The following is a 26,474-nucleotide window of genomic DNA, read 5'->3' as shown; positions in this document are numbered from 1 at the left end:
CTCACAACTTCTGTTCGGATGCCTGGACGAAGACGATGCCGTCGCCGGTGCAGTGCAGTTGCATGGCTTCACCAGAGCCACGGCCCACCGCGTCGCGCCAACTCAACGCTGACTTCATTTGCACGGCAACGTTTCCCCACGTTCCGACGAAGGCCTGCGGGTCGACCACCACCGGATGCTGTCCCACCCGCAACTCCATCACCTCACCGTGAGCGAGGAGCACCACCGCACCGGCACCCTGCAGTTGCGTGGTCATCAAGCCGTTGCCGGTCAACACACCGGTGGCCGCACCGCGTAGGGCGCCGCGCAGACCGCCTCCGCCACCACCACCTTGCGCTTGCACGCTGACCACCGAGGACTGCAGCCCCGCGGTGTGCCCGAGCAGGCGAGAGGCGTCAGCCATCAACGTCCCGCCCTGCGGCATGTCGACGACGTGGACGGCAAGTCCACGAAAGCCGTAGTGCACCTCGCCCATTCCCTGGGCCAGCATGGTGCGTTCGTGTTCACCGGCCATCATGCGGCCGGCGATCCCGCCGATGGCCCCCATCCCCGCTCCGCCGCCGGGCATCCCGTGCGGTGCGAAAGTGATTGCGCCGGTGTAGAACAGCATCGCGCCCTTGCGGGCCACCACGCCGCCCGCGCGCCCGATGTCGACCTTGACGACTTTGCTGTTGACCTTCTCGAAGACCATGTCGATCACCGTTCCGCCGGTTGGATGGACACCACGCCGTGGCCTTGCCACCGCAGCGAGAACGCCTCGCCCCCGCCCGCACCGACCGCGTCGCGCCAGCTGACATCGGTGACAAACGATTGCTGTAGTTGACCTTTCGCGGCCACGAACGCATCGGGGTCCACGACCAGCGGCAGATTCGGGTTGACCTCCAGGTGGATCAGCGGCCCGCCCGCCGAGAGCAACGCCACCTGGCCGGTACCGGTGACAGTGGTGGTGAACAGGCCCTGACCCGAACTCATCCCGCCGAGTCCGGCGAAGGTGACGTTGGTCTGCAGGTTGCCTGCCATCGCCAACAGCTGCTGCGACTCGACCTGCAGGGTCTCGTTGTTCAGTGGCAGCACCGTCACGTACTGCCCGTCGACGGCCAGGTGCACCACCCCGTTGCCGGTGCATTCCATCAACGACAGACTCTCGCCGGTCGCCCGCTGCTTCAGCCCGGCCAGCACCCCGGCGCCGCCACCGAAACCAGCTGACTTGAACCCGACTTCACCGAGGTAGGAGACCATCGACCCGGAGATTGCGCGGATCGACGAGTTCTGTAATCGGGCTTCGACGATGCGCTTGGAGTGCTCGACCAGTTCGGCCACGGGCGTCCCCCATCTGTTGTTCATTGCCGGGCAAGTGCACAAATACTAGGGGAACGGTCGGCATCGTGGTGCGCACGATCAACGCGACGTTCCCGGGAGTTCACCCCGGATTGCGTTCTGTCGGGTGCCCCAGGCGGCGGCGATCACCCGGGGGCGGCCGTCACGGGGTGATCGGGGTGAGTGGCTGCAGCGATCGCACGACAGCCGATGCGGCCTCGGCACCCTTCTTCAGGAAGTGCTCGGTGAAGTAGGTCTGGTGTTCGTCGTGTTCGTGGAAGTGGTGGGGGGTGAGCACCACCGAGAACACCGGCACGTCGGTGTCGAGCTGGACCCGCATCAGTCCGTCGATCACGGCGGTGGCCACGAAGTCGTGGCGGTAGATGCCGCCGTCGACGACCAGACCCGCCCCCACGATCGCCTCGTAGTCGCCGCTGCGGGCGAGACGTTGTGCGGCCAGGGGAATCTCGAAGGCGCCCGGCACCTCGAACACGTCGATGTCGTGTCGGGGACGACCCAACGCGGCGAGCTGTTCGATGAATCCGTCCCGCGCCTGATCGACGATGCTGCGATGCCAGGTGGCCTGGATGAAGGCGATGCGTCGGGGCGACGTGGTCATGGGTGAAAGTCTGCCAGACCTCGAAGGACCGACGCCCCCCGGAACCAGACCGGTTCCGGGGGTCGCCTGCTGCCAGGTGTCACACCGATGCGGGCTGTCGGCTCTCGACCGCGTTCTTCATGATGGCGTCGAACTGACCGGGGGTCAGGTCGCTGAACCCGAACTTCGCGCGCACGCGGGCCAACACCTTCTTGTAGGTCTTGGCGTCGACGTAGTTCGCGTGGCGATCGGAGTCGACCAACCTGAGGCCGCCGGTCAGGTCCGGACGGTGCGTGGCGATCGCGTGGTCGAACGCCTCGGCCACCTCGGGTCGGTCCTGCTGGGCTTTGAGGTACTGCCCCACCACGTTCGAGATGTTGTCGAACAGGGTGTAGGCACTGGAGTTCACCTCGAGGTAGCCCAGCGTGAACAGGTTCTTGTGCTTGCGGTTGAACGCGGTCAGGTACTGGTCGGGACGGGTGCCCGACCATTCGAAACACTGGTCGTCGACGTAGGGGATGGCCATCGTGTAGCCCGTCGCGTAGATGACGACGTCGATCTCCTCGCGGCTACCGTCGGTGAAGACCACGTGATCGCCGTCGAAACGCTCCACATCGCCCTTGGCGTGGATGTCGCCGTGCTGAAGGTGGTGCAGCAGTTGCGAGTTGAGCAGCGGGTGGCTTTCGAATAGCTTGTGATCGGGCTTGGGCAGACCCCACCGGGTGACGTCTCCGACCAGCAGTTTCAGAGCACCGGTCATCAGGGGACGCTCGATCCATCGGGGCAGGAACTGGCCGGTCTCGTCGAGCGTGTCCGCCGGCACGCCCAGGACGTGCTTGGGGATGATGTGGTATCCGCGGCGCACGCTGATGAATGCGCGTTCGGCGTTTTGCGCTGCGTCGCAGGCGATGTCGGCGCCGGAGTTGCCCAGTCCGACGATCAGGACGCGCTTGCCCGCGAACTCATTCGCCGCGCGATGGGTGCTGGAGTGGCGGACCTCGCCGTTGAACTGTCCTGGATGCGTGGGCGACTTGGGGAACCAGTTGGTCCCGGTCGCGCAGACCACCGCGCGGTAGCGGCCGGCGGTGCCGTTCGTCGCGGTGACGATCCACGTGTCGCCGTCGGCGACCACCGATTCGATGGCTGTAGCAAAGGTGATCTTCTCGGACAGCCCGAAGGTCTCGGCGAAGTCCTTCGTGTACTGCAAGACCTCGAGCCGGGTGGGGTAGTCGCCGTAGGTCTTCGGCATGGGGAAGTCAAAGAAGCCCGACACGTCACGCGAGGAGATGAAGTGAGCCGACTCGTACATCGGGGTGCCCGGGTTGTCGATGTCCCACAGCCCGCCGACGCCGGTGTGGCGCTCGAAATGGTCGTAGTCGATGCCGAGGTTGGTGAACATACGGGCGGCGGACAGGCCGGCCGGGCCGGCACCGATGATGGCGACGGCGGACGAGCGGTCGGTGAGCTGGGTGGTCATGTCAGGTCCTTTCGAACGGGGGCGGATGGGCTCGGGCGGAGCGATTCATCGCGGTCACGCATTCACGTTGGGGCGCAGACGATCACGCTCGGCCACCTGGGCGAGGTAGCGGTCGCGGCCCTTGGCGCCGAGCTGCTCGGCGTAGGGCATGAGCTTTCGTGCGATGCGCGGGAAGGACTGCATCAACGCGACGAACAGTCCATCGCCACGGGGGATGTGGAGCTCCGGCTTGCCGGTGCGCAGCGCCTCGTCGAAGGCGTCGGCGACATCGTCGATGGTGCTGATCTTGCCGATGAAGTTGAGCGTGCTCCCGCCGGAGGCCGCCTCGTGCTCGAGCATCGGGGTGTCGACCGCGCTGGGGAACAGGGCCGAGACGCTCACCCCGGCCTCACGCACCTCGTGGTGGAGCGCGGTCAAGAACGCGCGTAGACCAGCCTTGGCCGCCGAGTAGGGGGCCGAACCCGGCAGCGCCAGGATGCCGCCGTGGGAGACCGTCGCGACGATCGCGCCGCGACCGCGGGCGACCATCACCGTGGCGGCGGCCTGGGCCAACACGGTGGTGCTGTTGAGCATGATCGTGAGGTGCTTGTCGATGATCTCGGGGGCGATGTCGACGACCTTGCCGGGGATGATGATGCCCGCGTTGAGGAAGGCCACCTCGAGCGCGTCGGCCCATTCGGTCCGGATCCTCTCGGCCAGCGCGGCCGTTGAGTCGCGATCGGACAGGTCGCAGGCCACCGGGACCGAGGAGGCTCCGATCCGCTCGGCCGCAGTGGTGGCCAGCTCGATGTCGCGCTCCACGGCCACGACCGTGTAGCCGCGACGTGCCATCCGACGGGCGACCTCCAGACCGATTCCGCCGGCCGCTCCGGTGATCAATGCGTAACGCGTGGTGCTCATCGGTACTCCTTGGATGTCGTTCTGGTGGTCTCTGGGTGGGTGGTCTCTCGGCGGGTGGTCTCTGGTGGGCTGGTGCCCGGCTGAGCAGGTCGTCTGTTTAGGTCAACTGACCTAAAGGATACCCCGGGGGGTGCGTCTCGATCAACAGGCATCCGACGATCGTTGCCTCGCCGTGATCGGCGACGGGGCCACGATCGGCGCTTTGTAATCTGACCCCATGTCCGAGCCGCGGCGAAACCGCAAGAAGTCGTCCGAGGGGACTCGGCAGTTGCTCATCGAGGCCGCGTTGCGGGTGTTGTCCCGGGACGGAACCCAGGCCGCGACCACTCGGCGCATCGCCGAGGAAGCCGGCGTGCAGCAGGGCCAGGTGCACTACTGGTTCGCCGACAAAGACGAGTTGCTCGAAGAAGCGGTGAAGGCCATCCTCGCCGAGATCAACGAGGCCACCGAAGGGGTGCGCAGCTCAGGTGGCACTGTTGCGCAAACCCTCAGGGCTGCCCTGCAATCGGTGGTCACCGACGATCCCATCCGGCAGCTCGCCGCCTACGACATCACCGTCTACGCGTTGCGTTCACCCAAGCTGCGCGACCTCGCCACTCGGCAATACCGGCTGTATCTGCAGGAGGCGCAACGGCAGCTGCAGCCGTTCGCCGCCGAGATCGAGGCGACGGTCCCCGGCGGCCTGCCCGCGCTGGCCGCCCTGGCCTCGGCCACCTTCGACGGGATCGTGCTGCACTGGCTGGCCGACCCCGACCCGGCCCGGGTCGAGGCTTCGGTGACGGTCCTGATCCACCTGTTGGAGGCCGCAGGCCTCTAGATCAGGCGGTCTCGGTCGCCGCGATCAGGGTGAACATGGCCGCGAACATCTTTCGACATACCTGCAGGATCACGCCGATGTCGCCCACGCCCCCGCCGAGTTCCCAGTCCACCAGCAGCTGATTCACCGCGCCCACCAGGCCGACGGCCGCGTGGTGGGCCATCTCCGGCTCCAGGGTCACCCCGGGTCGGGCCGTGGCGGCCGCCACGATCAGATCGGCGAATCCGTGGATCACGCGGTAGCGGCGCGCCTCCAGCTCCGGGCTCACCCCGATCACCTCGAGCAGCATGATGCGGGCGCGACGACGATCAGAGGTGAGCAGTTCCACGAACACCGTCAGCGCCGTGTCGATCATCGTCTCCAGCGGAGAGTCCACGTCGATCGCGGCCTGGGTGCGTTCGCGGACGGTCGCGGTGATCGAGTCGTACACCCCGACCAGCAGGGCTTCACGGTCGGTGAACGACTCGTAGAAGTAGCGCTGGGTCAGTCCGGCCCGCTCACAGATCTGTTTGACGGTGACGCGTTGGTAGCCACGGGTCCCGAACTCCTCGAGCCCGGCTTCGAGCAACGCCTGACGTCGCAGCTGCCGGCGATCTTCCTGTTCGACCCCGCCGTATCGTCGCCCCACCCGTTCCCAACCTCTGTTCCACCGTTCTTGACGGGCGCTGCGACCCACCGGCCGACCTGTGCCCGGTACGTCGAGTCTAGGGAGGCGGGCCGAGCCGACTCTCAGGCGTATCCGACAACGTTGCTAGTCCGATACCATTTCGGCATGGCGCAGGAACATCAGGTGATCATCATCGGCAGCGGGTTCGGCGGGCAGTGCGCTGCCATCAACCTGCTCAAACGAGGTATCGACGACTTCATCATCCTCGAGCGGCGTGAGTTCATGGGCGGGACGTGGATGCAGAACACCTATCCCGGCGCCGCGGTGGACGTTCAGTCACCGCTGTACTCCATCGCATCAGAGCCGTACCAGTGGTCACAGATGTTCGCCGAGCGCGACGAACTCGAGGAGTACACCAAGCACGTCATCGACAAGCACGGGCTGCGCGAGCGGACCGTCACCAGCGCCAACGTGGAGAAGATCGAGTGGGTGGACAACGCCTGGGCGATCGAGACCACCAAGGGCGAGTTCCGCGCGCAGTTCGTCATCAACGCCACCGGCCCGCTGAGCACACCGGTCATCCCGCCGTTCCCCGGTCGTGAGAAGTTCCGCGGCAAGCAGTTTCACACCAACGACTGGGACCACACCTACGACCACACCGGCAAGACCGTTGCCATCGTGGGCAGCGGGGCCAGCGCCGCCCAGATCATCCCGGCCATCCAACCCGAGGTGAAGCAGCTACACATCTTCCAGCGCACGCCGCACTGGGTGATGCCGCGGCCAGACCGGAAGTTCACCGCCTGGCAGCGCAAGCTGCTGGGGATCACCGCGATCTACCGCGCCATCCGCACCGCCATCTACTTCGGCCTCGAGACCCGCATCGTGGGTTTCAAGTACTCGCGGACGGCCCTGAACTTCGTGGCCGGGCGCAAGGCGCTCAAGCTGCTCGACCGGCAGATCGCCGACCCGGTGTTGCGGGCCAAGCTCACCCCCGACTACACCATCGGGTGCAAGCGGATCATCCTGTCCAACACGCTCTACCCGGCCATCGCCGCCCCCAACTCGACGCTGCACGACAAGAACGACGGCATCAAAGAGGTGACCGAGACCGGTCTGATCACCACCAGCGGCGAGCACATCGACCTCGACCTACTGGTGTGGTCCACCGGATACGACGCCACCGACGGCGTCATCTCCTACCCGGTCATCGGTCGCGACGGCGCCAAGCTCAGCGAGACGTGGTCGGAGTACCCGCACGCCTACATCGGCACGGCCATCCCGTCGTTCCCCAACCTGTTCATCGTCACCGGCCCCAACACCGGGATCGGGCACACCTCGGCGATCTTCGTCATCGAGGCGCAGATGGAATACATCATGACTGCCATCGACAAGGTGCGAAAGCAGCACGCCCGCACCATCGAGGTGCGCGAGGCGGCCGAGAAGCGCTACACCGAGATGGTGCACCACGAGATGGAAGGCACCGTGTGGAAGAGCGGTGGCTGCCACAGCTGGTATCAGTCGAAATCCGGGCATGTCATCGCGATGTTCCCCGGATTCAGCTTCACCTTCCGCAAGATCGCCAAGTCCTTCAAGGAAGACGACCACCTGATCGCCCGCTGATCGCGCGCGCAACCTCTCGGTTCAGCGGTGGCGGTCGCCGTTTCCGTTGTGACCGAACACGGTCAACGCGCTGGGTTCGACGGTGAACACCGCCGACCGATACTCCTGTCCGATCTCGCCGTCGAGGGCCACCACGGTCGGGCCGTCGATGGCCTGGATGCGTACGCCGGTGGTGACCCGCTGGTGGTAGTAGCCATACCGGTCGAGCTGATTTGCCATCAGGGCACCGAACACCCGGAGGCGGGCGAACTTTCGGTCCACGCGCAGGATGCGCATGTCCAGTACGCCGTCGTCGAGCCGGGGTCGGTGCAGGGCGGTGAACTCGGCGGTGGAGTACTCCGAGGTGCCGATGAACAGCATCGTGACGTTCATCAACCGGCCGTCGACGCTGAGCCGGACCGGTGTGTCGTGCAGCAGCATGTACAGCGTGGCCCACGCTGCGGCCAACGGTTTGCCGATGCGGTGTTCCAGCTTCTGGCGTTGCCGCACGAACCGTGGGTAGGCGCCGATGCTGGCGGTGTTGATGAAGATCCGGTCGCCGTTGAGGTTGCCCACGTCCACCCGGGCGAGGTGACCGCCACGGATCATCTCGACGGTGTCATCGACGGTGGCACAACCGATGTCGCGCGCGAAGTTGTTGAACGTGCCGCCCGGGAACACCGCCAGTGGTCGACCGGTCTTCAAGGCCACGGTGGCACCGGCAGCCACCGAACCGTCGCCCCCACCGACCGCGAGGACCGTGGCCCGCTGTGCCACCTCGGTCAGCGTCGCGACCAAGGCGCCGGGCTCATCGAGGGTGACGATCTCCACCCCGGGCAGGTCGCGCCGGATCTGTTCGATGATGCGAAAGCCGGTGCCGCTGCCCGAGGCCGGGTTGACGACGGCGACGATGCCCGTGCCGTCGGTGTCCACCGGGGATGCGATCGTCGACGGGGCCGGCTCGAAGACACGGCGCCGCTTGGGTTTGACCACCTTGCTCAGCGCTGCGGCCAGGCCGCCGCCCAGCGCACCGCCGACCACCACGTCGCTGGGGTAGTGCGCCCCCGTGGCCACCCGCGACACCCCGACCGCCGCGGCCAACGGGGCGAGCAGTCGCCCGGTCGGTCGGTGTTCGAGGTACACCCCGACCGCGAACGCCGCGGCGCTGGCCGAATGGCCCGAGGGCATCGAGCTCGACGTTGGCATCCGTCGCGGTTTGCGCTGGACAGGGACGTCTCTGTGGTCGGGACGCCGACGGCCGCGTAGTCGCTTGGCCCCCTGGTTGGTCACCAGGCTGCTGACCGCCACGCTGGCCATCCCGCGTACGGCAGCGCGTCGGTGTGCGGGTCCCCCGAACAACCACATCCCCGCCGCGATCACCATCCACAGCCGCGAGAACGTGGCCGCCTGGGTCAGTCGCAGCATCACGACGTCGATCACCGGATGCGAGGACGCGGCCACCGAGTCGAAGATCCGGCGATCGGTGGCCGACACCCACCGGGTCACCGTTCGATGGATTCGCCGCCACATTCGGGCCTGGTCTCTCGCCCCGGTCTGGTCTTTCACCCATGTCCTCTCGTCGCCGGCTCGATGCTGCACCGGGTGGTTCACGCCTACCACACGATCCTGGTCGACGCACCGTGGCGACCGATCTCCCCGACCATCTCCGCAGGCCGGGGTGGGTAACGCGCGCCCGCACGCGTAGCGCATGATGGATCGATGAGGGGGATCCGATCGTTTCTCGCCGGTCGCCGCCGATGGTGGGCGCTCTCGGCGGTGATCGTGCTGGTGGTGGTGATCGGATCGGTGTCGTTCGCGGTGTCCGGTGACGACACGGCGTCGTTGACCGAGCAGCAGATGCGCATCGACGGGGTACCCGAGGCCGGACTTCCGGTCACCCTGGACGCGGATCTGTTCCTGCCGCGCTCCACCCCCGCGCCCGCGGTGATCCTGGCCCACGGATTCGGGGGCAGCAAGAGCGACCTCACCGGGCAGGCCCGCTCGCTGGCACGTGCGGGCTACGTGGTGGTCACCTACACCGCTCGCGGGTTCGGCGCCTCGGGTGGGTCGATCCACCTCGATGCCCCCGACTACGAGGTGGCCGACGCGCGCAAGATCATCGACCGCCTGGCCACCATGCCGCAGGTGCGCCGCGACGCGCCCGGCGATCCGCGGGTGGGGATCGCCGGCGCCTCCTACGGCGGTGCACTGGCGCTGCTCACCGCGGGATACGACCGACGGGTGGATGCGGTGGCCGCCGACATCACCTGGAACTCGTTGTCGCAGGCCCTGTTCCCGTCGTTGGGAGCCGAACCCGGTGTGTTCAAACAGTTCTGGGCCGGGGCCTTGTTCGCCCAGGCCGCCGCGCTCCCCACCCCCGACGGCTGCGGCCGGTTCGCACCCGATGTCTGCGCGGCCTACCAGCGGTCGGCTGCCGCAGGCACACCCGACGCACAGCTGCAGCAACTGATGGCCGCCTCCAGCCCGGCGAGCATCCTGAACCGGATCACCGCGCCCACCCTGCTCACGCAGGGGCAACAGGATTCGTTGTTCCCGATCGATCAGGCCGTCCGCAACGCGTTCGGCATCCGGGCTGCCGGCACCCCGGTGCGTATGCAGTGGCGGATCGGCGGACACGACCAACCCGGCGGCACCCCGACCGCGGCGGTCCGGTCGTGGTTCGCGCGCACACTGGCCCGGTCCGACGCGCCGGCCAACGGCGGATTCTCGGTGGAGGTTCCCGACGGCTCGGTGTCCACCGCGACCGGACGGTCCGAGCCCAAACGGGTCAGCGCCACCTCGCTGGCCGACGCGCAGCGGGCCCGTCTGATCGCCCTCGACGGTCCGGCTCAGGTGATCAACGCTCCGGCGGCGGGCACCATCGCAGCCATCACCGCAGTGCCCGGCATCGGGGGATTGCTGTCGGCCGCATCCACATTCGGTGGGGCGGCGGGGGCGTTGTCGGCCATCCCCGGACAGGTGGCCACCTTCACCTCGCCTCGGTTGAATGATTCGGCGTTGCTGGGTGGGTCCTCGAGTGTGCGGCTGGTGATCACCCCGACCACCACCACCGACGCCACCCTGTTCGTGTCCCTGATCGACGTGGCCCCCGACGGTCGCCGCACCCAGCCGTCGGGGTTGGTCACCCCGGTCCGGCTCACCGATCTCACCCCCGGGCTGCCGCGCGCGGTCACCGTGGCGTTGCCCTCGGTGGTCCGCACGGTGGGCTCGGGTCATCGCCTGGCCGTGCAGGTCTCGACCACCGACCTCGGCTACCGCCTACCGGTCGACGCCCGCTCGTACACCGTGGCGCTCGACTCGCCCAACGTCACGCTCTCGACCTTGACCGGCAGCGAGTCCTCCACCCCCATCCCGTGGCGGTGGCCGCTGGCCGGTGTGCTGGCGATGGCCGGGTTCATCGTGGTGGTGCGCTGGATCAACAGGCGCCGCAACGCAACTGAGGACAGCGTGCGCCGGGAGGTCGGCGAGCGTCGCGATGCCGCTGCACGCACCCCCATCGTGGTCCGGGGTCTGAGCAAGGAGTACGGCGACTCCTACCGTGCCGTCGACGACGTGTCGTTCACCGTGTCGGCCGGGCAGGTGGTCGGTCTGCTGGGACCCAACGGGGCAGGCAAGACCACGGTGCTGCGGATGATCGTGGGCCTGATCAGTCCCAGCTCAGGAAGCATCGAGTTGTTCGGCGAGCCGGTGCGCCCGGGTGCCTCGGTACTGGCCCGGGTGGGGGCGTTCATCGAGGGGCCGGGCATGCTGCCGCACCTGAGTGGACGGGCCAACCTCACCCTGTACTGGGCGGCCACCGGCCGGCCGATGGCCGAGGCCGACTTCGAGACCGCCCTGGAGATCGCCGGGCTGGGTGCGTCGGTGGACCGCAAGGTGCGCAAGTACAGCCAGGGCATGCGGCAGCGACTGGCCATCGCCCAGGCGATGCTGGGGCTGCCTGAGCTGCTGATCCTCGACGAACCCACCAACGGTCTCGACCCACCACAGATCGCCGAGATGCGTGAGGTGATGCGGCGATACGCCGCCACCGGGCGCACCGTGGTGGTGTCGAGTCACCTGCTCTCGGAGGTGGAACAGACCTGCAGTCACGTGGTGGTCATGCACAAGGGACGGCTCATCTCGGCGGGCACCGTCGACGCTTTGGCCGGGGCCGCGTCCAGCACCCTGTCGGTCAGCGACGTCGATCGGGCGCGTGAGGTGTTGGCTGCAGCCGGGATCAGCGCGACGGTGGTGGAGTCGCGGCGGCATCTCGAGGATGCGTTCCTGGACTTGATCGGAGATGAATCACGATGAGCGACAAGGCATCGGTCCCGGTGGCGGCCACCCGCAAGGGTGTGCACGACCGACTCGAGTCCCTCGGCCCGGTGGCCCCGGTCGAATTCTGTCCGTCGGCCACGCTGAGCCTGCGGGTGGAGTTGTCCCGGCAGCTGCGCCGGCGCCGCACCCAGATCGCGGCGCTGCTGTTGTTGGTCTTGCCGCCGATCATCGCGGTGGCGTTCTCGTTGAGTGGGGGCGGTGCGAACGCCGACAACGGCAACGGTCGGCAGGCCTCGGCGCTGGCGACCCTGGCCACCGACAGTGCCGCCAACTTCGCGTTGTTCACCGAGTTCGCGGCCGGGTCGTTCCTGTTGACGGTGTTGGTGGCGTTGTTCACCGGCGACACCGTCGCCGGTGAGGCGGGCTGGTCGTCGCTGCGTTATCTGCTGCTCATCCCGGTGCGTCGCGCACATCTGTTGCGGCAGAAGCTGATCGTGGGTCTGGCCACCAGCGCCGCCGCCCTGATCGCGTTGCCGTTGTGGGCCTACGTGATCGGTGGTCTGTTCTTCGGCTGGTCGCCGGCGCAGTCACCCACCGGCGGCACGTTCACCACCGGACAGACCCTGCTGCGACTGGCTCTCGTGGTCGCGTACACGCTGGTGCAGTCGCTGGTGGTGGCCGGGTTCGCATTTGGACTCAGCGTGCTCACCGATGCCCCGCTGGGGGCGGTCGGCGGGGCGACCATGCTGGTCATACTGTCGAACATCCTCGACGCCATCTCGGCGCTCGACCCCTACCGGCAGTATCTGCCCACCCACTATCAGTTGTCCTGGATCGACGCGTTGGACTCCACCATCGTCTACGACGACATGGCCAAGGGCGTCGGGTTGGCGCTGATCTACGCGGCGGTGTTGTTCGGGGCGGCGTTCTGGTGGTTCGACCGCAAGGACATCGTCAGCTGACCCGTGAGGGAATTTAGACCTGCGGCGGTCACAATTCACTCACGGGGGCCGAAGGCCCACTTCCGGGGACCTTTGGCCCTGGGGGCCGGGCGCGGGCGGGGCTGTACTCGAAGGACGAAGCACGTGTCGTCCAGCGAGGAGCACCGTCATGATCTACACCGCACCCGGAGCACCCGACAGCCTGGTCAGCGTGGCCCCGCGCTACGACAACTTCATCGGTGGCAAGTGGATCGCCCCGACCGAGGGACGCTACCGCACCGACCTCGCGCCGGCGACCGGTCGCGCCATCACCGAGGTGGCCGACTCCACCGCCGCTGACGTCGAGTTGGCCCTCGACGCCGCCCACGCCGCCAAGGACGCGTGGGCCGATCAGTCGGCGACCCGCCGCGCCGCGGTGCTCACCGCCATCGCTGAGGCGATCGAGGAGAGTGCCTACATGCTGGCCGTCGCCGAGACGTGGGAGAACGGCAAACCTATCCGCGAGACCCTGAACGCCGACATCCCGTTGGTGGTGGACCACTTTCGGTATTTCGCCGCCGCCATCCGAGCCGAAGAGGGTCGCTCCACCGAGATCGACAAACAGACCGTGGCGTACCACTTTCGCGAGCCGCTCGGCGTGGTCGGGCAGATCATCCCGTTCAACTTCCCGCTGCTGATGGCGGCGTGGAAGTTGGCGCCTGCCCTCGCCGCAGGTAACTGCGTGGTGCTCAAGCCGGCCTCGCCCACACCGTGGTCGATCCTGAAGCTGATGGAGGTCATCGAGGACGTCATCCGCCCGGGTCTGATCAACGTGGTGACCGGTCCCGGCGCCGAGATCGGCAAAGCGCTGGCCACCAGCGGTCGCATCGCCAAGATCGCCTTCACCGGCGAGACCACCACCGGTCGACTGATCATGCAGTACGCCGCGCAGGCGTTGATCCCCTCGACGGTGGAACTAGGCGGCAAGTCGCCCAACATCTTCTTCGCCGACGTGCTGGACCACGACGACACCTTCCTCGACAAAGCCGTCGAGGGCCTGGTGCTCTACGCCTTCAACAAGGGTGAGGTGTGTACCTGTCCGTCGCGGGCGTTGATCGCCGAGGAGATCTACGACGACTTCATGGCCCGCTGCCTCGACCGTATCGCCGCGATCCGGCAGGGCAACCCGCTGGACCTGCAGACCCAACTCGGACCGCAGGTCAGTTCAGCGCAGTTGGACAAGATCAGCTCCTACGTCCAGATCGGGATCGACGAGGGTGCCGAGGTGCTCATCGGTGGCCGGCGGGCCACCATGCCCGGTGAATTCGCCGGCGGCTACTACTTCGAGCCCACGGTGCTGCGCGGGGACAACCACATGCGGGTTTTCCAGGAGGAGATCTTCGGACCCGTGTTGGCCGTCACCACCTTTCGTGACGACGCCGAAGCGCTGGCCATCGCCAACGACAGCCTCTACGGCCTCGGCGCGGGGGTGTGGACGCGAAACGGCAACCGCGCATACGAGATGGGCCGGGCGATCCAGGCGGGTCGGGTGTGGGTGAACTGCTACCACCAGTACCCGGCGGGGGCGGCGTTCGGTGGTTACAAGATCTCGGGCATCGGCCGGGAGAACCACGCGATGATGCTCGACCACTACAGCCAGACCAAGAATCTGCTCGTCAGCTACGACCCGGAGCCGATGGGGCTGTTCTGAACCGGGTCGTGTGAAGCGGGGTCCACACCCTCGGAGGGGTGGGACGCCCGTGTGCCCCCACGTTGCATTCGAATCGTTGTGTCACATTGAGGAGTTCGTCATGAAAGCTGCTGTAGTCACCGCCTTCGACAAGCCACTGGAGATCCAGGACGTACCGGTTCCCGAGATCGGCCCCGACGAGGTCCTGGTGCAGATGGAGACCACCGGGTTGTGTCACACCGACATCCATGCCGCACATGGGGATTGGCCGGTGCGGCCGGTTCCGCCGTTCATCCCCGGCCACGAGGGGATCGGTCACATCGTGGAGATCGGCGCGCGCGTCACCAACCGTGCCGTGGGTGATCGAGTGGCCATCGCATGGCTGGGATACGCCTGCGGTGAATGCCGGGAATGCATCTCCGGGTGGGAGACGCTGTGCGCTGCGCAACGCAACTCGGGCTACTCGGTCAACGGTTCGTTCGCCGAGTTCGCTGCGGTCAACGCCTCATTCGCCACGCCGGTGCCCGACGGGGTGTCGTCGGTGGATGCCGGCCCGCTGTCGTGCGCGGGCGTGACCACCTACAAGGCGGTGAAGGTGGCCAAGGTGGCTCCGGCGGAGACCGTCGCGGTGTTCGGGATCGGCGGGTTGGGTCATCTCGCGGTGCAGTATGCCCGCGCGATGGGGGCCATCGTGATCGCCGTCGACATCGAGGACAGCAAGTTGCAGATGGCCCGCGAACTCGGGGCCGACCATGTGGTCAACGCGGCCACCCGCGATCCGGCCGAGCAGATCGAGGAACTCGGTGGCGCCGATGTGGCCATCGCGTTGGCGGTCAACCCGATCTCCTTCGACCAGGCCTACCGGTCGCTGCGGCGCGGCGGACGGCTGGTGTGTGTGGCGCTGCCGGCTGACAACGGCGCGATGAACGTCCCCATCTTCGACACCGTCATCAACGGCAAATCGATCATCGGATCCATCGTGGGTACCCGCAACGATCTGGCCGACGTGTTCGCCCTGCACGCGGCCGGGCGCACCACCATCGTCAGCCAGACACGCAAGCTCGACGAGGTGAACGAGTCGATCAGTGACGTCCTGGCGGGCACGGTGCCCGCGCGGGTGGTCTTCGAGTTCTGAGCAGTGGGCCCCGGTCGGGGCGAACGGGGCTACTCTGGACTTGTGACCAGTGTTTTTCTCGTCGATGACCACGAGGTGGTCCGGCGCGGCCTGATCGACCTCATCGAGACCGATGTCGAACTCACCGTGATCGGCGAGGCGGGCAACTGCGCGCAGGCGCTCGCCCGGATCCCCGCGTTGCGTCCCGACGTCGCGGTTCTCGACGTGCGCCTGCCCGACGGCAACGGCATCGAGTTGTGTCGGGAGCTGCTCGACCGGGTGGACGGGTTGCGCTGCATGATGCTCACCTCCTTCACCGAAGATCAGGCGATGCTCGACGCGATCTTGGCCGGGGCCAGCGGGTACGTGGTCAAAGACATCACCGGTATGGAGCTGACCAAGGCCATCAAGGACGTCGGCGCGGGCCGCTCGTTGCTGGACAATCGGGCCGCCGACGCGTTGATGCGGCGGCTGCGGGCCGACGCCACACCCGTCGACGACCCGCTGCATGAGCTGACCGATCAGGAACGCGTCCTCCTCGAACTCATCGGCGAAGGCCTGACCAACCGTCAGATCGCCGAGCGAATGTTTTTGGCGGAGAAGACCGTCAAGAACTACGTGTCGCGGCTGCTGTCGAAACTGGGCCTCGAGCGCCGCACGCAGGCGGCGGTGATGGTGTCCAGGCTGCACGACAGATCCGGTCCCGACGCGCATCCGAACTGATCATGGCGACTGCCGGGGGGGAATCCGACTGTGACGCAGGGGGTGTCAGCACCCCCGGCCTCGACGTGGCCGACACACTGCGCTCGATCGTGCGCACGGCCATGGACCTCGTCGACGCCCGCTACGGGGCGATCGGGGTCCGCGGCGAAGACGGTGGGATCAGTGCGTTCATCTACGAGGGCATCGACGATGCGCAGCGTGAGCGGATCGGGTCGCTGCCCACGGGCGACGGGGTGTTGGGGTTGTTGCTGTCGCACCCCGAGGTGGTGCGGATCGACGACATCGAACACCATCCGGCCTCGGTCGGGTTCCCCGATCATCATCCGCCGATGGTTTCGTTTCTGGGTGCGCCGATCCTGTTGCGCGGGGACAACTTCGGCAACCTGTACCTCACCGAGAAGATGACCGGCACCGGGTTCACCCACGACGACGAGTCGGTGATCCGCGCGTTGGCCGCCGCGGCCGGGATCGCGTTGGAGAACGCTCGGCTCTACGAGCAGTCGCAAACCCGGCTGGCCTGGATCAGCGCCACCCGAGACATCGTCACCGAGTTGCTGGCCGGCACCGATCCCGACGACGTGTTGGCCATGGTGGCCCAGCGGGCCCGCGGACTGACCCGCGCCGACCTGACCTACATCGCGGTGCCCACCGAGGCCGCGGGCAGTGCGACCACCGAGCTGTTGGTGTCGGTGGCCGATGGTGGTGCCGCTGCCCAGGTGATGGGTCGGCAGATCCCAGTGGCCGGATCCACCACGGGGCGTGCGTTTGTCGAACGTAGGGCCGCGCGAGCCGACGCTCTCGACGTCAACCCGACGGCCGCTCCGATCAGCCCGTTCGGTCCGGTGCTGGTTTCACCGATGTCGCTGGCCGACCGGGTGATCGGGGTGCTGGTGTGCGTTCGGGCCGCCGACGCGCCGTCCTTTGCCGATGAGATGGTCACGCTGGCAGCGAGTTTCGCCGAGCAGGCCGCATTGGCCATGTCGATGGCCGACTCGGCTGCGCGGCTACGTGAGCTCGATGTGCTCTCCGACCGTGACCGCATCGCCCGCGACCTGCACGACCACGTGATCCAGCGGATCTTCGCCGCGGGACTGTCGTTGCAGAGCACCGCGCAGCGCACCATCGAACCCGCCATCGAGGCCCGCCTCACCGCCACCATCAACGATCTGCAAGAGGTGATCCAAGACATCCGAGCGGCCATCTTCGACCTACACGGATCGGCGGCCGGGCCGGATGTGTTGCGGCAGAGGATCCGGCACGCCATCGAGGAGCTCACCCGTGGCGGTTCGATGCGATTCGCGCTGCGCATCGTGGGGCCACTGTCGGTGGTACACCCCGCCTTGGCCGAGCACATCGTGGCCGTGGTGCGGGAATCGGTCAGCAACGCCATCCGGCACTCCGGTGGTACCCAGGGCACCGCGGTGGTGTCGGTGTCAGATCAGGTGTCGGTCGTCGTCACCGACGACGGAAGCGGACTGCCCACCTCGGTCACCCGGCGTGGCCTGGCCAACCTGGCCTCACGGGCCGAGGAGTTCGGCGGCAGCGTTTCGGTCGACGCCGGCCCGGATGGCCGCGGCACCACCGTCACCTGGCAGGTGCCGCTGTAGGCGATGGCGCCGCGGGGACTTTCGTCCCTTGCCGCAGGTGCCTAGGTCCACCTACACCGGTGGCCTTGCACACTGGGGACGCGCGGTGGGCGATCCCTAGCGTTGGCGCCATGGTCACCACGATCGCTCGCGAAATGCACCTGTGGCGGTTACTACACGCCGGGCGCAACCCGCTGGTGCGTGGCATCGATCGACTCGAGTCGCTGGTGGTGCTCGCCATGGTGGCGCTGGCCCTGGTGGTCTCGCCGATGGTGTTCGTGGTGGGTGGTTGGGTCCACGAGAACGCCACGGTCGTGTCGGATCGCCAACACGCCCAGCGTCATCAGACAGAGGCGACCCTGCTCGACAACCCGGCCCGCAGCTCCGACACCGTCTCGGCCACGTGGCGATCGGCCGACGGCACCGTCCACACCGCGCCGATCGTCGCCGAGCTGGGCGACCGCCGCGGGGTGCACCGCACCATCTGGATCGACGCGGACGGTGGGGCCACCCAACCCCCGTTGTCGCATTCGGCGGCACTTGTCCAGGCGGGCCTGGCGGGCCTGAGCGTGGCGGTCGTACTCATCACCGCGACCGTCCTCGTGCTGCGGCTGATCCGAATCACGTTCGACCGCAGACGGTATCGCGACTGGGCCATCCAATGGGCCACCGCCGACCTCGATGCCGCCACCTGATCCCACCCACCCGAGGAGCTCGATGATGACCACGCAACTGCTGTCTGCCGCTGATTCCGGTCACGTCGACCGCGAGGTGGTGACCCGTAGTGTCGAGATGGCCTGCCACGCACCGTCGGTGCACAACTCGCAGCCGTGGAAGTGGCGGCTGCGCGATGACCGGCTGGACCTCTACCCCGATGCCACCCGGCTGTTGCGCACCGATCCCTACGGACGTCAGCTGATCATGAGTTGTGGTGCGGTCCTTCATCATCTGACGGTTGCGTTGGCGGTCGAGGGGATTGAGACCACCATCGGCCGGTTCCCGGCCGGGGCGCCGGGTTCATCGATCGCCACCGTGGGGATGACGTGGGGTGCGCGACCCGACGCGCGGACCACCGCGATGGCCCGCGCGATCACCGAACGCCACACCGACCGTCGGCCGTTTCGCCGAGCGCCGTTGGGGGATCTGTTGCCCTCGTCGTCGGCCGCGTCGGCCGCGCTCGGGGTGTCGGTCTACCGTCTCGGTGACGACGCACGGATGCTGGTGAGTGGGGCAGCCAGGGTCAGTGCGGCCATCCATCGCTACGACTCGGTGTATCAGAACGAGATCCACTGGTGGGCCGGCCATGACCGTCCCTACGAGGGCATCCCGCCGAGCCTGTTACCCGATGGTGTGACCGCGCGCGGGGTGATCGGCCGTGACTTCCCGCTGGGCACCCTGCAAGCCGGCGGTGCCACTCTCGACGAGAGCACCTGGCTGATGCTGTGCACCGCGGTCGATTCACCCGAGTTATGGCTTCGCACTGGTGAATTGATGTCGGAGGTGCTGTTGGCGGCCACGGCGGCCGGGCTGGCCAGCTGCACGGTGACCCATGTGATCCAGGATCCCGACAGCCGAAAGCTGTTACGCAAGGCCATACCTGCCGAACTCGGGCGGCGATTCCTGCACCCGCAGGTACTGATCCGGCTGGGTGCTCATCAGGTCCCTGGGTTGCCCGCCACCTCGTCGCGGCGCCCGGTCGACGAGGTTCTCGAGCTCGGGGACGACGATGACTGAGGCGAGCGAGATCGATGCCCTCGACCTCCCCACCCATGAAGTGATCATCGAGGCGGTGCGGGTGGCCGGTCTGGCGCCGTCACTGCACAACAGCCAACCCTGGCGGTGGGTGCGCTCGAATGCGGCGCTCCACTTGTTCGGGGTGCCTCAACGTCGACTGGCCTGCGCTGATCCGACCGGTCGGGAGTATCGCATCAGTCTCGGTGTCGCCCTGGACCATCTGCGCATGGCGCTCGATGCGGCCGGGTGGTCGGCGGCTATCACTGTGCTGCCCGATCCGTCGCAGCCCGATCACATCGCGAGGGTGCAGATGGCGAGGAGACAGGTGGTGAGTCCGTCGGCCGACCGGCGTGTACGCGCCATCACCGAGCGGTTCTCCCACCGGCTGCCGATGGACGCGCCGGTCGACTTCGACGAGTTCACCGCCGCGCTCTCGGAGCTGACCGACACAGGTCCGGTGGCGTTCTCGCAGGTTCAGGTGTCACACCTGGCGGCAGTGGCTGAGGCCTCGCGCCTCAACGATCTGGAGCGGTCCTCCGATTGGCGCTACCACAGCGAACTGAGTTGGTGGACAGGAACAACGGTGTCAAGTGTCGAGGGAGTACCGGCCACCTCCCTGCTCACCGACAACGAGTACGACGCGCTGCTGGTGGGCCGGAGCTTCCCCCGGGTCATCCGGGCCGGTGCGCCGGCCACCGAAGACGACGCGGCGCAGATACTCGTCCTGGACACCACCGGCGATGAGCCCGCCGACCACATCGCCTGTGGCGTAGCGCTGTCGGCGATCCTGGTGGAAGCACAGATGCGCGGACTGGCGACCTGTGTGGTCTCGGATGTGACGGAATTGCCTGCGTCTCGAGCCATGCTGTGCGCGGCGGGCGGAGACCCACACCGCGTGGGCCGCTTTCCGCAGGTCTTGGTGCGGGTGGGCACAGCGCGTGGTGAGGTCGTCCTGCCCCGCTCGAATCGGCGACCGGTCGACGACATCTACGACGAGGACCTCGACATGCAGCTCGGCCAACTCTTCGCCGCGCCGGTCCCGCTGTGGCCGTTGCTACGCGGGGTGTGAGCTGACGGATGAGCCCACCGGATCGCCGTGGCACCACTGCGTTGTCGTCACACCCGTACCGTCTGGATGCCGCGCCAGCAGCGTCCTACCAGGTGACCGGCATCTCGTGAACCCCGTAGATGGCTGCGTCGTTTTTGAACGGCAGTCGCTCGAGGTCGGTGGCCAGAGCCAGCGTGGGGATCCGCCGGTAGAGCGTGCTGTAGACGACGTCGAGTTCCAGGCGTGCCAGTGGCTGACCGAGGCACTGGTGGGGACCGAAGCCGAAGGCCACGTGGCGACGGGCGTCGCGACGTAGATCGAGATCGTCGGGGTTGTCGAAGATCTCGGGATCGCGGTTGGCGAGTTCGATCGGTGCCATCACTCCCTCACCGGCACGAACGGTGGTGTCGGCGAGCTCGAAGTCCTCGGTGGCGACCCGGCGCAAGCCATCGTGGACGATGGTCAAGTACCGAAGCAGTTCCTCGATCGCGGAGGGGATGATCGCGTGGTTGTCCTCGGCCTGCAGCAGGGCCAGCTGGTCGGGGTGCTGTAGGAGCACTGCGGTGCCCAAAGCCATCATGTTCGCGGTGGTCTCGTGACCGGCGAGCAGCAGCAACACACCCATCATGGCGGCGTCATTCGGGGTGAGTTCACCGCTGGTCACCCGCCCCCCGAGCATCGACAACACGTCGTCGTGAGCGTCGTTTTCCTTCGACTTCATCAGCGTGGTCAGGTAGTCGAAGATGGCCCCGCGGGCTGCGGCGCGCTCGTCCGGCGTGGCCGTACGACGCAGGATGGTACTGCTGTTCTTTTGAAAGTCCTCGTGATCCTCGTAAGGCACGCCGAGCAGTTCACTGATGACCAGAGACGGGACGGGAAGCGCGAATGCCTGCACGAAGTCGACAGGATTGGGCCCGGCAAGCATCTGGTCGATTTGGTGGTCGACGATGCGTTGCACCGCGGGCCGCATCGCCTGGACCCGCTTGACGGTGAAGGTCGAGGTGAGCATTCGCCGCAGGCGCGCGTGTTCGGGGTCGTCCTTGAACAGAAAACTCAACGGCGTGATCGACCCCCCGACATGGTTGGGGTGCAGCGGGTTGCTCACGTCAGCCGAGACCCGCGGATCACCGAGCAAAGCACGCTGGTCGTCGTAGCGGGTGAACATGTGCACCTTCTGACCGAGCGGCAGCGTCGCCTCGGCGACGCGCTGCTCGGCCTGAAGGTCACGCAGTTCCTGCGCTGGATGAAATGGGCACCTCGCGTCCTTGTCCAGCGGGTAGCGGACGCCGTTCAACTGGCCGGTGTTCGATGCTGCGGCCTGAGTTTCGGTGCTCATCACGAAGCCTTTCGTGTTGGAGGTACGGCTGGGTCATTCGCCTTCGGCGATGCGGATGGCCAGTGCCGGGCAGACGGAGGCGGCTTGCTCGACGTTGGGTCGTTCGCTCTCGTCGAAGTCGTCGCCGAGGAGTACGGCGATGCCGTCCTCGTCTCGCTGGTCGAACACCTCGGGGGCGGCCATGACGCACTGGCCAGAGGCGACGCACTTGTCTTGGTCGAGGATGACCTTCATTTCGTATCTACCTTTCGTGTCGTGACATCGTTCTCGGGGCTTCGAGTCGATGACGGATATGAGTGGTGCCGGTCACCAGGTGACGGGTAGCTCGTAGACGCCGTATACGGCGCCGTCGTGCTTGAACGGCAGTTTCTCGACATCGGTGGCGAGTTTCAGGGTGGGGATTCGCCGGTAGAGGGTGCCGTAGACGACCTCGAGTTCCAGACGTGCGAGGGGCTGTCCGAGGCATTGGTGGGGGCCGAATCCAAAGGCCACGTGACCACGGGCGTCGCGGCGCAGGTCGAGGGTGTCGGCGTTGTCGAACACCTCGGGATCACGGTTGGCAATGTCGGCGGGCATCAGTACGCCTTCACCCTCGCGGATGGTGGTGTCGGCGATGTCGATGTCCTCGGTCGCCACGCGGCGCCGGGCGTTGTGGGTGATGGTCAGGTAACGAAGGAGTTCTTCGACAGCACTGGGGACGACGTCGGCGTTGTCCTCGGCTTGGAGCAGGGCCAACTGGTCGGGGTGCTGCAGCAGCACAGCGGTGCCCAAAGCCATCATGTTCGCGGTGGTCTCGTGACCCGCGAGCAGCAGCAGGACGCCGACTTCGGCGGCATTCTTCGTGGTCAGCTCACCGGAGGTAACGCGTTTGCCGAGCTGCGAGATCACATCGTCAGCAGGTTCGGCAATCTTGGCCTCCACAAGCGACGTCAGGTACTCCAGGAGGGCGTGCTGTGCCTGCCGACGCTGCTCTGGCGTCGACGTGCGCTTGATGATGGTCTGGCTGTTGTGCTGGAACAGCTCGTGGTCGTTGTAGGGAACGCCCAGCAAATCGCTGATGACCAGTGATGGGACGGGCAGGGTGAACGCCTGCACGAGATCCACCGGCTTGGGTCCGGCGAGCAGAGAATCGATCTGCTCGTCGACGATACGTTGCACCGCCGGCCGCATCGCCCGGATGCGCTTGATCATGAAGGGTGCGGTGACCATGCGCCGCATGCGGGCGTGCTCGGGGTCGTCCATGAACAAGAAGCTCAGCGGCGCATTGCCGGTCGGCACGTGGTTCGGGTGACCGACCATGGTCACGTCGGACGACACGCGAGGGTCGTTGAGAATCGCGCGCTGATCGTCGTATCGGGTCAGCAACCGGGCCTGACGGCCGTCGGGAAGCTCCACCGCGGCTACTCGGGTTTCATCCTGCAGCGCTTGCAGCTCGGGCGGCGGATCGAACGGGCACTTGGTGGCGCGCTTCATCGGGAAGGGATGAACCGTCTCGGCATTGGTGGACGCGGTCATGTGAGGCTCCTTACTAGGGTCCGGGGTGGTACTGGGGTCCGGGGACAATCGCCGGCTATGTGCCTTCGGCGATGCGGATGGCCAGTGCCGGGCAGACGGAGGCGGCTTGCTCGACGTTGGGTCGTTCGCTCTCGTCGAAGTCGTCGCCGAGGAGTACGGCGATGCCGTCCTCGTCTCGCTGGTCGAACACCTCGGGGGCGGCCATGACGCACTGGCCAGAGGCGACGCACTTGTCTTGGTCGAGGATGACCTTCATCTCGTATCTACCTTTCGTGTCGTGACATCGTTCTCGGGGCTTCGAGTCGATGACGGATGTGGATGGCTCTGGTCAGCTGCGCTTCATCGGCAATGGCGAACCGCGTCGACGGTGACGCAAACACTGACCGCAGGGCTTGGGGGTGGCCAGAGCGTCAGGCCCTTCAGGCGCGGGCGTTGGTCGCGACGCTGAGGTTGGCGCGGCGCTGGCGGGCCTGCTTGGCCATGTTCCAGCCGATGACCGCGTGCAGGGCGCCGTCGTCGTGGTGCTCGGCGACAAAGCGCCCAGAGGCGGTATCTCCATCGACGATCTTCGTGTCACCGGTGGGCGTGACGGTTCCATGCACCTGGATGGTGGCGTCGAACTGCGTGGTCCAGAAGTAGGGGATGGGTGCGTACTCGACCTCGTCGCCGAGGATGTTCGCGGCCACCACCTGGGCCTGTTCGGTGGCGTTGGTCCGATTCTCCAAGCGCATCAGCGCGCCCCGGCCGGGATGGAACCAACGAGCGACGTCGCCTACTGCGTATACGCCATCGGCCGCCCGGCACTGCGAATCGCAGACCACGCCGTTGTCAACCTCTAGTCCACTTCCGGCGAGCCAGTCGGTGGCCGGGGTGGAGCCGACAGCGGACACCACGACGTCGGCGTTGAGGTCAGAGTCGTCGGCGAGGGTGACCGTGTGTCCGCCGTCGACGTTGACCACACCTACTCCACACCGCAGATCGACTCCGTGGGCGCGGTGCATCTCCGACAACTCGTTGCCGACGGTGGCGCCCAAGGGGCCGGCCATCAGCACGGGCTCTGGTCCCACGATGCTCACGTCGGCACCGAGCTTGTGCAGGGTGGCGCCGATCTCGGATCCGAGCACTCCACACCCGACGACGACAGCACGCGAACCCTGCGTCACCGCCGAACGCAACCGTCGGGAGTCGTCGACGGTGCGCACGCTGTACACGTCAGACCAACCCAAGTCGCGGGCGGTGACGCCGGTCGCGATGACGATGGCGTCTGCTGACAGCTGTGCACCTGAGCGGGTGGTGACGGTTCGGTTGGCGGCGTCGAGGGAGACGGCGGGATCACCTTCGCGAATGTCGAGATCGAGCTCGGCAAGACGATCAGGGCTGCGGAGAGCGATCTTGTCGAGATCCCATTCGCCGGCCAGGAACTGCTTGGACAGCGGCGGACGATCGTACGGTGCGTGCGTTTCGTCCCCGAGCAATGTGATCTGCCCGGTGAAGCCCTTGCGGCGCAGAGCTTCTGCAGTGGTGGTGCCAGACGCGGATGCTCCGATGATCAAAACTTGCTGTACGCCAATAGAATTCATCTTGGTCTCCAGTCCAGTTGGCCGATTCGTATCGGGAAAACTTGCGCTATACAACAAACACCCTACGTAGTTACCGGGGCTAATGAACTACAAAAAGGTCACAAGGCCGCCTCGACCCGGTATCGCCCGTTATGTCGTGATCACCCCGGCGCTGGCACTTTCGTGCCGAAAGTGCCATTACCCCAGTAAGTCTGGGCACGTGCTGTCGGCCAACGCGTCAGCGAACTGGTCGCGAGCGACGACGGGGGAGTGAGTCCCTCCGCTGGTAGGGCCAGCGGCGGTGCCGACCGTCGACTGAACGCTGCGTAAGCGGGCACCGGGCGAAACGAGGAGGCCCTGACCAGGTTTCCCTGGCCAGGGCCTCTGCTGTGTCTCAACCAACACATCCATGGTCGGATCAGGGCGTCGCCCATCTCCTCTGTGTCGGGGTGGCGGGATTCGAACCCACGACCTCTTCGTCCCGAACGAAGCACGCTACCAAGCTGCGCCACACCCCGTGGTTGTCCTCGCGAACAGCCGAACCCAGCCTACCGCTCAGGTCGGGATCGAACTAAATCGGCAGGTCACGACCCGATCAGCCGCGCTGCAGCCCGGCGGTCAGCGGCGGCAACGACTGCTCCTCCTCGACGTCGGCATCACCGTGGCTCACCGGGGTGAGCGTGAGCAGCGTGGCCTCAGGTCGGCAGCAGAACCGGGCCGGTGCATACGGCGAGGTACCCAGGCCCGCGCTCACGTGCAGCTTCATCGACGCGCCCCAGGTCGAGGGCCCCTTCACCCGCGACCGGTCGATGTCGCAGTTGGTCACCAACGCCCCGTAGAACGGCAGACACAGCTGCCCACCGTGAGTGTGTCCGGCCACCACCAGGTCGTAGCCGTCGGCGGCGAACTGGTCGAGCACCCGCGGCTCGGGTGAATGGGTGAGCCCCAACCGCAGGTGCGCCAACGGGTTCGGACGCCCGGCCACCGTCTCATACCGATCCCGTTTGAGGTGCGGGTCGTCCACACCCGCCGCGGCGATGCGCACCCCGGCCACCTCCAGCTCACGGATGGTGTGGGTGGCGTCCAACCAGCCACGCTCGGTGAACGCCGCGCGCAGGTCTTGCCACGGCAGCGGATCGCCGTGCACCCGCTTGTGGTTCTTGTCGAAGTACTTCAGCGGGTTCTTCTTGGTGGGCCCGAAATAGTCGTTGGAGCCGAACACGAACAGCCCCGGTCGCGACAACAACCCGTCCAACGCCTGGATGACCGACGGGACCGCCTGCGGATGGGCCAGGTTGTCCCCGGTGTTGACGACCAGGTCGGGTTCCAGTGAGGCCAGCTCGGCCACCCACGCCTGCTTCAACCGCTGCCCGGGCAGCATGTGCAGGTCGCTGATGTGCAGCACCCGCAGAGTCGCCGACCCCGGCTCCAGCACCGACATCGTGCGGTGGCGCAGGGTGAAGGCGTTGCGTTCGATCAGCGTCGCGTAGGCCAGCCCGGCCGCGGCCGTCGCCGCACCCGCCACCACCACCCGCGCAGATCCGGTGAGGCCGACCCCGGACGCGGCGGCACGAGCAGAGCGGAATTTGTCGACCTGAAGCATCTGCTCAGGATAGCGGCCCGCCCCAGGTGTGGGGCGGGCTCAGTTGACTGCGA

Annotated in this window: 24 protein-coding genes and 1 tRNA gene; 11 read left to right on the top strand and 14 right to left on the bottom strand. The window is 66.9% G+C overall.

Annotated features, from left to right (window positions below; genetic code table 11):
- Position 1: 1 nt before the first annotated feature.
- The 5 genes from KIK15_RS10490 to KIK15_RS10470 all read right to left on the bottom strand — a co-directional run bounded on the left by KIK15_RS10490 (position 2) and on the right by KIK15_RS10470 (position 4,292).
- On the bottom strand, positions 2 to 691 hold the full coding sequence (locus KIK15_RS10490; RefSeq protein ID WP_214244166.1) for an AIM24 family protein: 690 nt from the start codon (positions 689 to 691) through the stop codon (positions 2 to 4).
- Positions 692 to 696: 5 nt separating this feature from the next.
- Positions 697 to 1,344: an AIM24 family protein gene (locus KIK15_RS10485; RefSeq protein ID WP_214244164.1), complete on the bottom strand. Its 648-nt coding sequence runs from the start codon at positions 1,342 to 1,344 to the stop codon at positions 697 to 699.
- 136 nt (positions 1,345 to 1,480) lie between these two features.
- Complete coding sequence (locus tag KIK15_RS10480; RefSeq protein ID WP_214244162.1) at positions 1,481 to 1,936, bottom strand: 6,7-dimethyl-8-ribityllumazine synthase; 456 nt, start codon at positions 1,934 to 1,936, stop codon at positions 1,481 to 1,483.
- A 79-nt stretch (positions 1,937 to 2,015) separates the two neighbouring features.
- Entirely contained in the window at positions 2,016 to 3,392 is a 1,377-nt protein-coding gene (locus KIK15_RS10475; protein ID WP_250324435.1) for an NAD(P)/FAD-dependent oxidoreductase, read from the bottom strand.
- Between the two features lie 54 nt (positions 3,393 to 3,446).
- A complete protein-coding gene (locus KIK15_RS10470; RefSeq protein WP_214244160.1) occupies positions 3,447 to 4,292 on the bottom strand; it encodes an SDR family oxidoreductase in 846 nt (281 codons plus the stop codon).
- 217 nt (positions 4,293 to 4,509) lie between these two features.
- Here KIK15_RS10470 and KIK15_RS10465 point away from each other — a divergent pair, with 217 nt between their 5' ends.
- Positions 4,510 to 5,109: a TetR/AcrR family transcriptional regulator gene (locus KIK15_RS10465; protein ID WP_214244159.1), complete on the top strand. Its 600-nt coding sequence runs from the start codon at positions 4,510 to 4,512 to the stop codon at positions 5,107 to 5,109.
- A gap of 1 nt (position 5,110) precedes the next feature.
- Here the strand turns inward: KIK15_RS10465 and KIK15_RS18600 are convergent, their stop codons facing one another.
- Complete coding sequence (locus KIK15_RS18600; protein WP_214244157.1) at positions 5,111 to 5,737, bottom strand: TetR/AcrR family transcriptional regulator; 627 nt, start codon at positions 5,735 to 5,737, stop codon at positions 5,111 to 5,113.
- Between the two features lie 144 nt (positions 5,738 to 5,881).
- Here KIK15_RS18600 and KIK15_RS10455 point away from each other — a divergent pair, with 144 nt between their 5' ends.
- Positions 5,882 to 7,336, top strand: coding sequence for an NAD(P)/FAD-dependent oxidoreductase (locus KIK15_RS10455; protein WP_214244155.1), 1,455 nt, complete (start codon positions 5,882 to 5,884; stop codon positions 7,334 to 7,336).
- 21 nt (positions 7,337 to 7,357) lie between these two features.
- Here KIK15_RS10455 and KIK15_RS10450 read toward each other — a convergent pair whose 3' ends face one another.
- Entirely contained in the window at positions 7,358 to 8,845 is a 1,488-nt protein-coding gene (locus KIK15_RS10450) for a bifunctional phosphatase PAP2/diacylglycerol kinase family protein (RefSeq protein ID WP_214244580.1), read from the bottom strand.
- Positions 8,846 to 9,034: 189 nt separating this feature from the next.
- Between KIK15_RS10450 and KIK15_RS10445 the strand changes: the two genes are divergently transcribed.
- The 9 genes from KIK15_RS10445 (at position 9,035) to KIK15_RS10405 (ending at position 20,429) form a co-directional block, all read left to right on the top strand.
- Positions 9,035 to 11,629, top strand: coding sequence for an alpha/beta fold hydrolase (locus KIK15_RS10445; RefSeq protein ID WP_214244153.1), 2,595 nt, complete (start codon positions 9,035 to 9,037; stop codon positions 11,627 to 11,629).
- Positions 11,626 to 12,555, top strand: coding sequence for an ABC transporter permease (locus KIK15_RS10440; protein WP_214244151.1), 930 nt, complete (start codon positions 11,626 to 11,628; stop codon positions 12,553 to 12,555). The genes KIK15_RS10445 and KIK15_RS10440 overlap by 4 nt, the downstream gene beginning before the upstream one ends.
- A gap of 148 nt (positions 12,556 to 12,703) precedes the next feature.
- Entirely contained in the window at positions 12,704 to 14,224 is a 1,521-nt protein-coding gene (locus KIK15_RS10435; RefSeq protein ID WP_214244149.1) for an aldehyde dehydrogenase family protein, read from the top strand.
- A gap of 100 nt (positions 14,225 to 14,324) precedes the next feature.
- Positions 14,325 to 15,338, top strand: a complete 1,014-nt coding sequence (locus KIK15_RS10430) for a zinc-dependent alcohol dehydrogenase (RefSeq protein ID WP_214244147.1) — start codon at positions 14,325 to 14,327, stop codon at positions 15,336 to 15,338.
- Positions 15,339 to 15,380: 42 nt separating this feature from the next.
- Entirely contained in the window at positions 15,381 to 16,040 is a 660-nt protein-coding gene (locus tag KIK15_RS10425) for a response regulator transcription factor (RefSeq protein ID WP_214244145.1), read from the top strand.
- A gap of 2 nt (positions 16,041 to 16,042) precedes the next feature.
- Entirely contained in the window at positions 16,043 to 17,647 is a 1,605-nt protein-coding gene (locus tag KIK15_RS10420; protein ID WP_214244143.1) for a GAF domain-containing sensor histidine kinase, read from the top strand.
- 110 nt (positions 17,648 to 17,757) lie between these two features.
- Positions 17,758 to 18,321 carry a hypothetical protein gene (locus KIK15_RS10415; protein WP_214244142.1) on the top strand — a complete coding sequence of 188 codons (564 nt, stop codon included), beginning with the start codon at positions 17,758 to 17,760 and terminating at the stop codon, positions 18,319 to 18,321.
- Positions 18,322 to 18,346: 25 nt separating this feature from the next.
- Positions 18,347 to 19,360, top strand: a complete 1,014-nt coding sequence (locus KIK15_RS10410; RefSeq protein ID WP_214244140.1) for a hypothetical protein — start codon at positions 18,347 to 18,349, stop codon at positions 19,358 to 19,360.
- Positions 19,353 to 20,429 (top strand): NAD(P)H nitroreductase, encoded by a 1,077-nt coding sequence (locus KIK15_RS10405; RefSeq protein ID WP_214244138.1) that lies wholly within the window; start codon positions 19,353 to 19,355, stop codon positions 20,427 to 20,429. The genes KIK15_RS10410 and KIK15_RS10405 overlap by 8 nt, the downstream gene beginning before the upstream one ends.
- Before the next feature lie 85 nt (positions 20,430 to 20,514).
- On the opposite strand, the gene KIK15_RS10400 is transcribed toward KIK15_RS10405, so the two are convergent.
- From KIK15_RS10400 to KIK15_RS10370, 7 genes are all read right to left on the bottom strand, one after another.
- Entirely contained in the window at positions 20,515 to 21,744 is a 1,230-nt protein-coding gene (locus KIK15_RS10400) for a cytochrome P450 (RefSeq protein WP_214244136.1), read from the bottom strand.
- 33 nt (positions 21,745 to 21,777) lie between these two features.
- Positions 21,778 to 21,978, bottom strand: a complete 201-nt coding sequence (locus KIK15_RS10395) for a ferredoxin (RefSeq protein WP_214244134.1) — start codon at positions 21,976 to 21,978, stop codon at positions 21,778 to 21,780.
- Between the two features lie 72 nt (positions 21,979 to 22,050).
- Positions 22,051 to 23,259 carry a cytochrome P450 gene (locus KIK15_RS10390; protein WP_250324434.1) on the bottom strand — a complete coding sequence of 403 codons (1,209 nt, stop codon included), beginning with the start codon at positions 23,257 to 23,259 and terminating at the stop codon, positions 22,051 to 22,053.
- 55 nt (positions 23,260 to 23,314) lie between these two features.
- Positions 23,315 to 23,515, bottom strand: a complete 201-nt coding sequence (locus KIK15_RS10385; RefSeq protein WP_214244132.1) for a ferredoxin — start codon at positions 23,513 to 23,515, stop codon at positions 23,315 to 23,317.
- Positions 23,516 to 23,678: 163 nt separating this feature from the next.
- A complete protein-coding gene (locus tag KIK15_RS10380; protein ID WP_214244131.1) occupies positions 23,679 to 24,839 on the bottom strand; it encodes an NAD(P)/FAD-dependent oxidoreductase in 1,161 nt (386 codons plus the stop codon).
- A gap of 423 nt (positions 24,840 to 25,262) precedes the next feature.
- Positions 25,263 to 25,336, bottom strand: a tRNA-Pro gene (locus KIK15_RS10375).
- 77 nt (positions 25,337 to 25,413) lie between these two features.
- Complete coding sequence (locus tag KIK15_RS10370) at positions 25,414 to 26,421, bottom strand: metallophosphoesterase (RefSeq protein WP_214244130.1); 1,008 nt, start codon at positions 26,419 to 26,421, stop codon at positions 25,414 to 25,416.
- Positions 26,422 to 26,474 lie beyond the last annotated feature (53 nt).

The sequence above is a fragment of the Williamsia sp. CHRR-6 genome, from assembly GCF_018474015.1.
GTDB lineage: Bacteria > Actinomycetota > Actinomycetes > Mycobacteriales > Mycobacteriaceae > Williamsia_A.
Note: the sequence above shows the minus strand (reverse complement) of the source record. Positions and strands in the feature narration are given on the sequence as shown.

Excerpts from the sequence above, each read along its gene's own strand:
- KIK15_RS10490 (WP_214244166.1), bottom strand. The coding sequence starts at position 691 with ATGGTCTTCGAGAAGGTCAACAGCAAAGTCGTCAAGGTCGACATCGGG.
- KIK15_RS10390 (WP_250324434.1), bottom strand. The coding sequence starts at position 23,259 with ATGACCGCGTCCACCAATGCCGAGACGGTTCATCCCTTCCCGATGAAG.
- KIK15_RS10480 (WP_214244162.1), bottom strand. The coding sequence starts at position 1,936 with ATGACCACGTCGCCCCGACGCATCGCCTTCATCCAGGCCACCTGGCAT.
- KIK15_RS10450 (WP_214244580.1), bottom strand. The coding sequence starts at position 8,845 with ATGTGGCGGCGAATCCATCGAACGGTGACCCGGTGGGTGTCGGCCACC.
- KIK15_RS10435 (WP_214244149.1), top strand. The coding sequence starts at position 12,704 with ATGATCTACACCGCACCCGGAGCACCCGACAGCCTGGTCAGCGTGGCC.
- KIK15_RS10395 (WP_214244134.1), bottom strand. The coding sequence starts at position 21,978 with ATGAAGGTCATCCTCGACCAAGACAAGTGCGTCGCCTCTGGCCAGTGC.
- KIK15_RS10400 (WP_214244136.1), bottom strand. The coding sequence starts at position 21,744 with ATGAGCACCGAAACTCAGGCCGCAGCATCGAACACCGGCCAGTTGAAC.
- KIK15_RS10415 (WP_214244142.1), top strand. The coding sequence starts at position 17,758 with ATGGTCACCACGATCGCTCGCGAAATGCACCTGTGGCGGTTACTACAC.
- KIK15_RS10430 (WP_214244147.1), top strand. The coding sequence starts at position 14,325 with ATGAAAGCTGCTGTAGTCACCGCCTTCGACAAGCCACTGGAGATCCAG.
- KIK15_RS10445 (WP_214244153.1), top strand. The coding sequence starts at position 9,035 with ATGAGGGGGATCCGATCGTTTCTCGCCGGTCGCCGCCGATGGTGGGCG.
- KIK15_RS10470 (WP_214244160.1), bottom strand. The coding sequence starts at position 4,292 with ATGAGCACCACGCGTTACGCATTGATCACCGGAGCGGCCGGCGGAATC.
- KIK15_RS10385 (WP_214244132.1), bottom strand. The coding sequence starts at position 23,515 with ATGAAGGTCATCCTCGACCAAGACAAGTGCGTCGCCTCTGGCCAGTGC.
- KIK15_RS10475 (WP_250324435.1), bottom strand. The coding sequence starts at position 3,392 with ATGACCACCCAGCTCACCGACCGCTCGTCCGCCGTCGCCATCATCGGT.
- KIK15_RS10380 (WP_214244131.1), bottom strand. The coding sequence starts at position 24,839 with ATGAATTCTATTGGCGTACAGCAAGTTTTGATCATCGGAGCATCCGCG.
- KIK15_RS10420 (WP_214244143.1), top strand. The coding sequence starts at position 16,043 with ATGGCGACTGCCGGGGGGGAATCCGACTGTGACGCAGGGGGTGTCAGC.
- KIK15_RS10405 (WP_214244138.1), top strand. The coding sequence starts at position 19,353 with ATGACTGAGGCGAGCGAGATCGATGCCCTCGACCTCCCCACCCATGAA.
- KIK15_RS10455 (WP_214244155.1), top strand. The coding sequence starts at position 5,882 with ATGGCGCAGGAACATCAGGTGATCATCATCGGCAGCGGGTTCGGCGGG.
- KIK15_RS10485 (WP_214244164.1), bottom strand. The coding sequence starts at position 1,344 with ATGAACAACAGATGGGGGACGCCCGTGGCCGAACTGGTCGAGCACTCC.
- KIK15_RS10370 (WP_214244130.1), bottom strand. The coding sequence starts at position 26,421 with ATGCTTCAGGTCGACAAATTCCGCTCTGCTCGTGCCGCCGCGTCCGGG.
- KIK15_RS10410 (WP_214244140.1), top strand. The coding sequence starts at position 18,347 with ATGACCACGCAACTGCTGTCTGCCGCTGATTCCGGTCACGTCGACCGC.
- KIK15_RS10465 (WP_214244159.1), top strand. The coding sequence starts at position 4,510 with ATGTCCGAGCCGCGGCGAAACCGCAAGAAGTCGTCCGAGGGGACTCGG.
- KIK15_RS10440 (WP_214244151.1), top strand. The coding sequence starts at position 11,626 with ATGAGCGACAAGGCATCGGTCCCGGTGGCGGCCACCCGCAAGGGTGTG.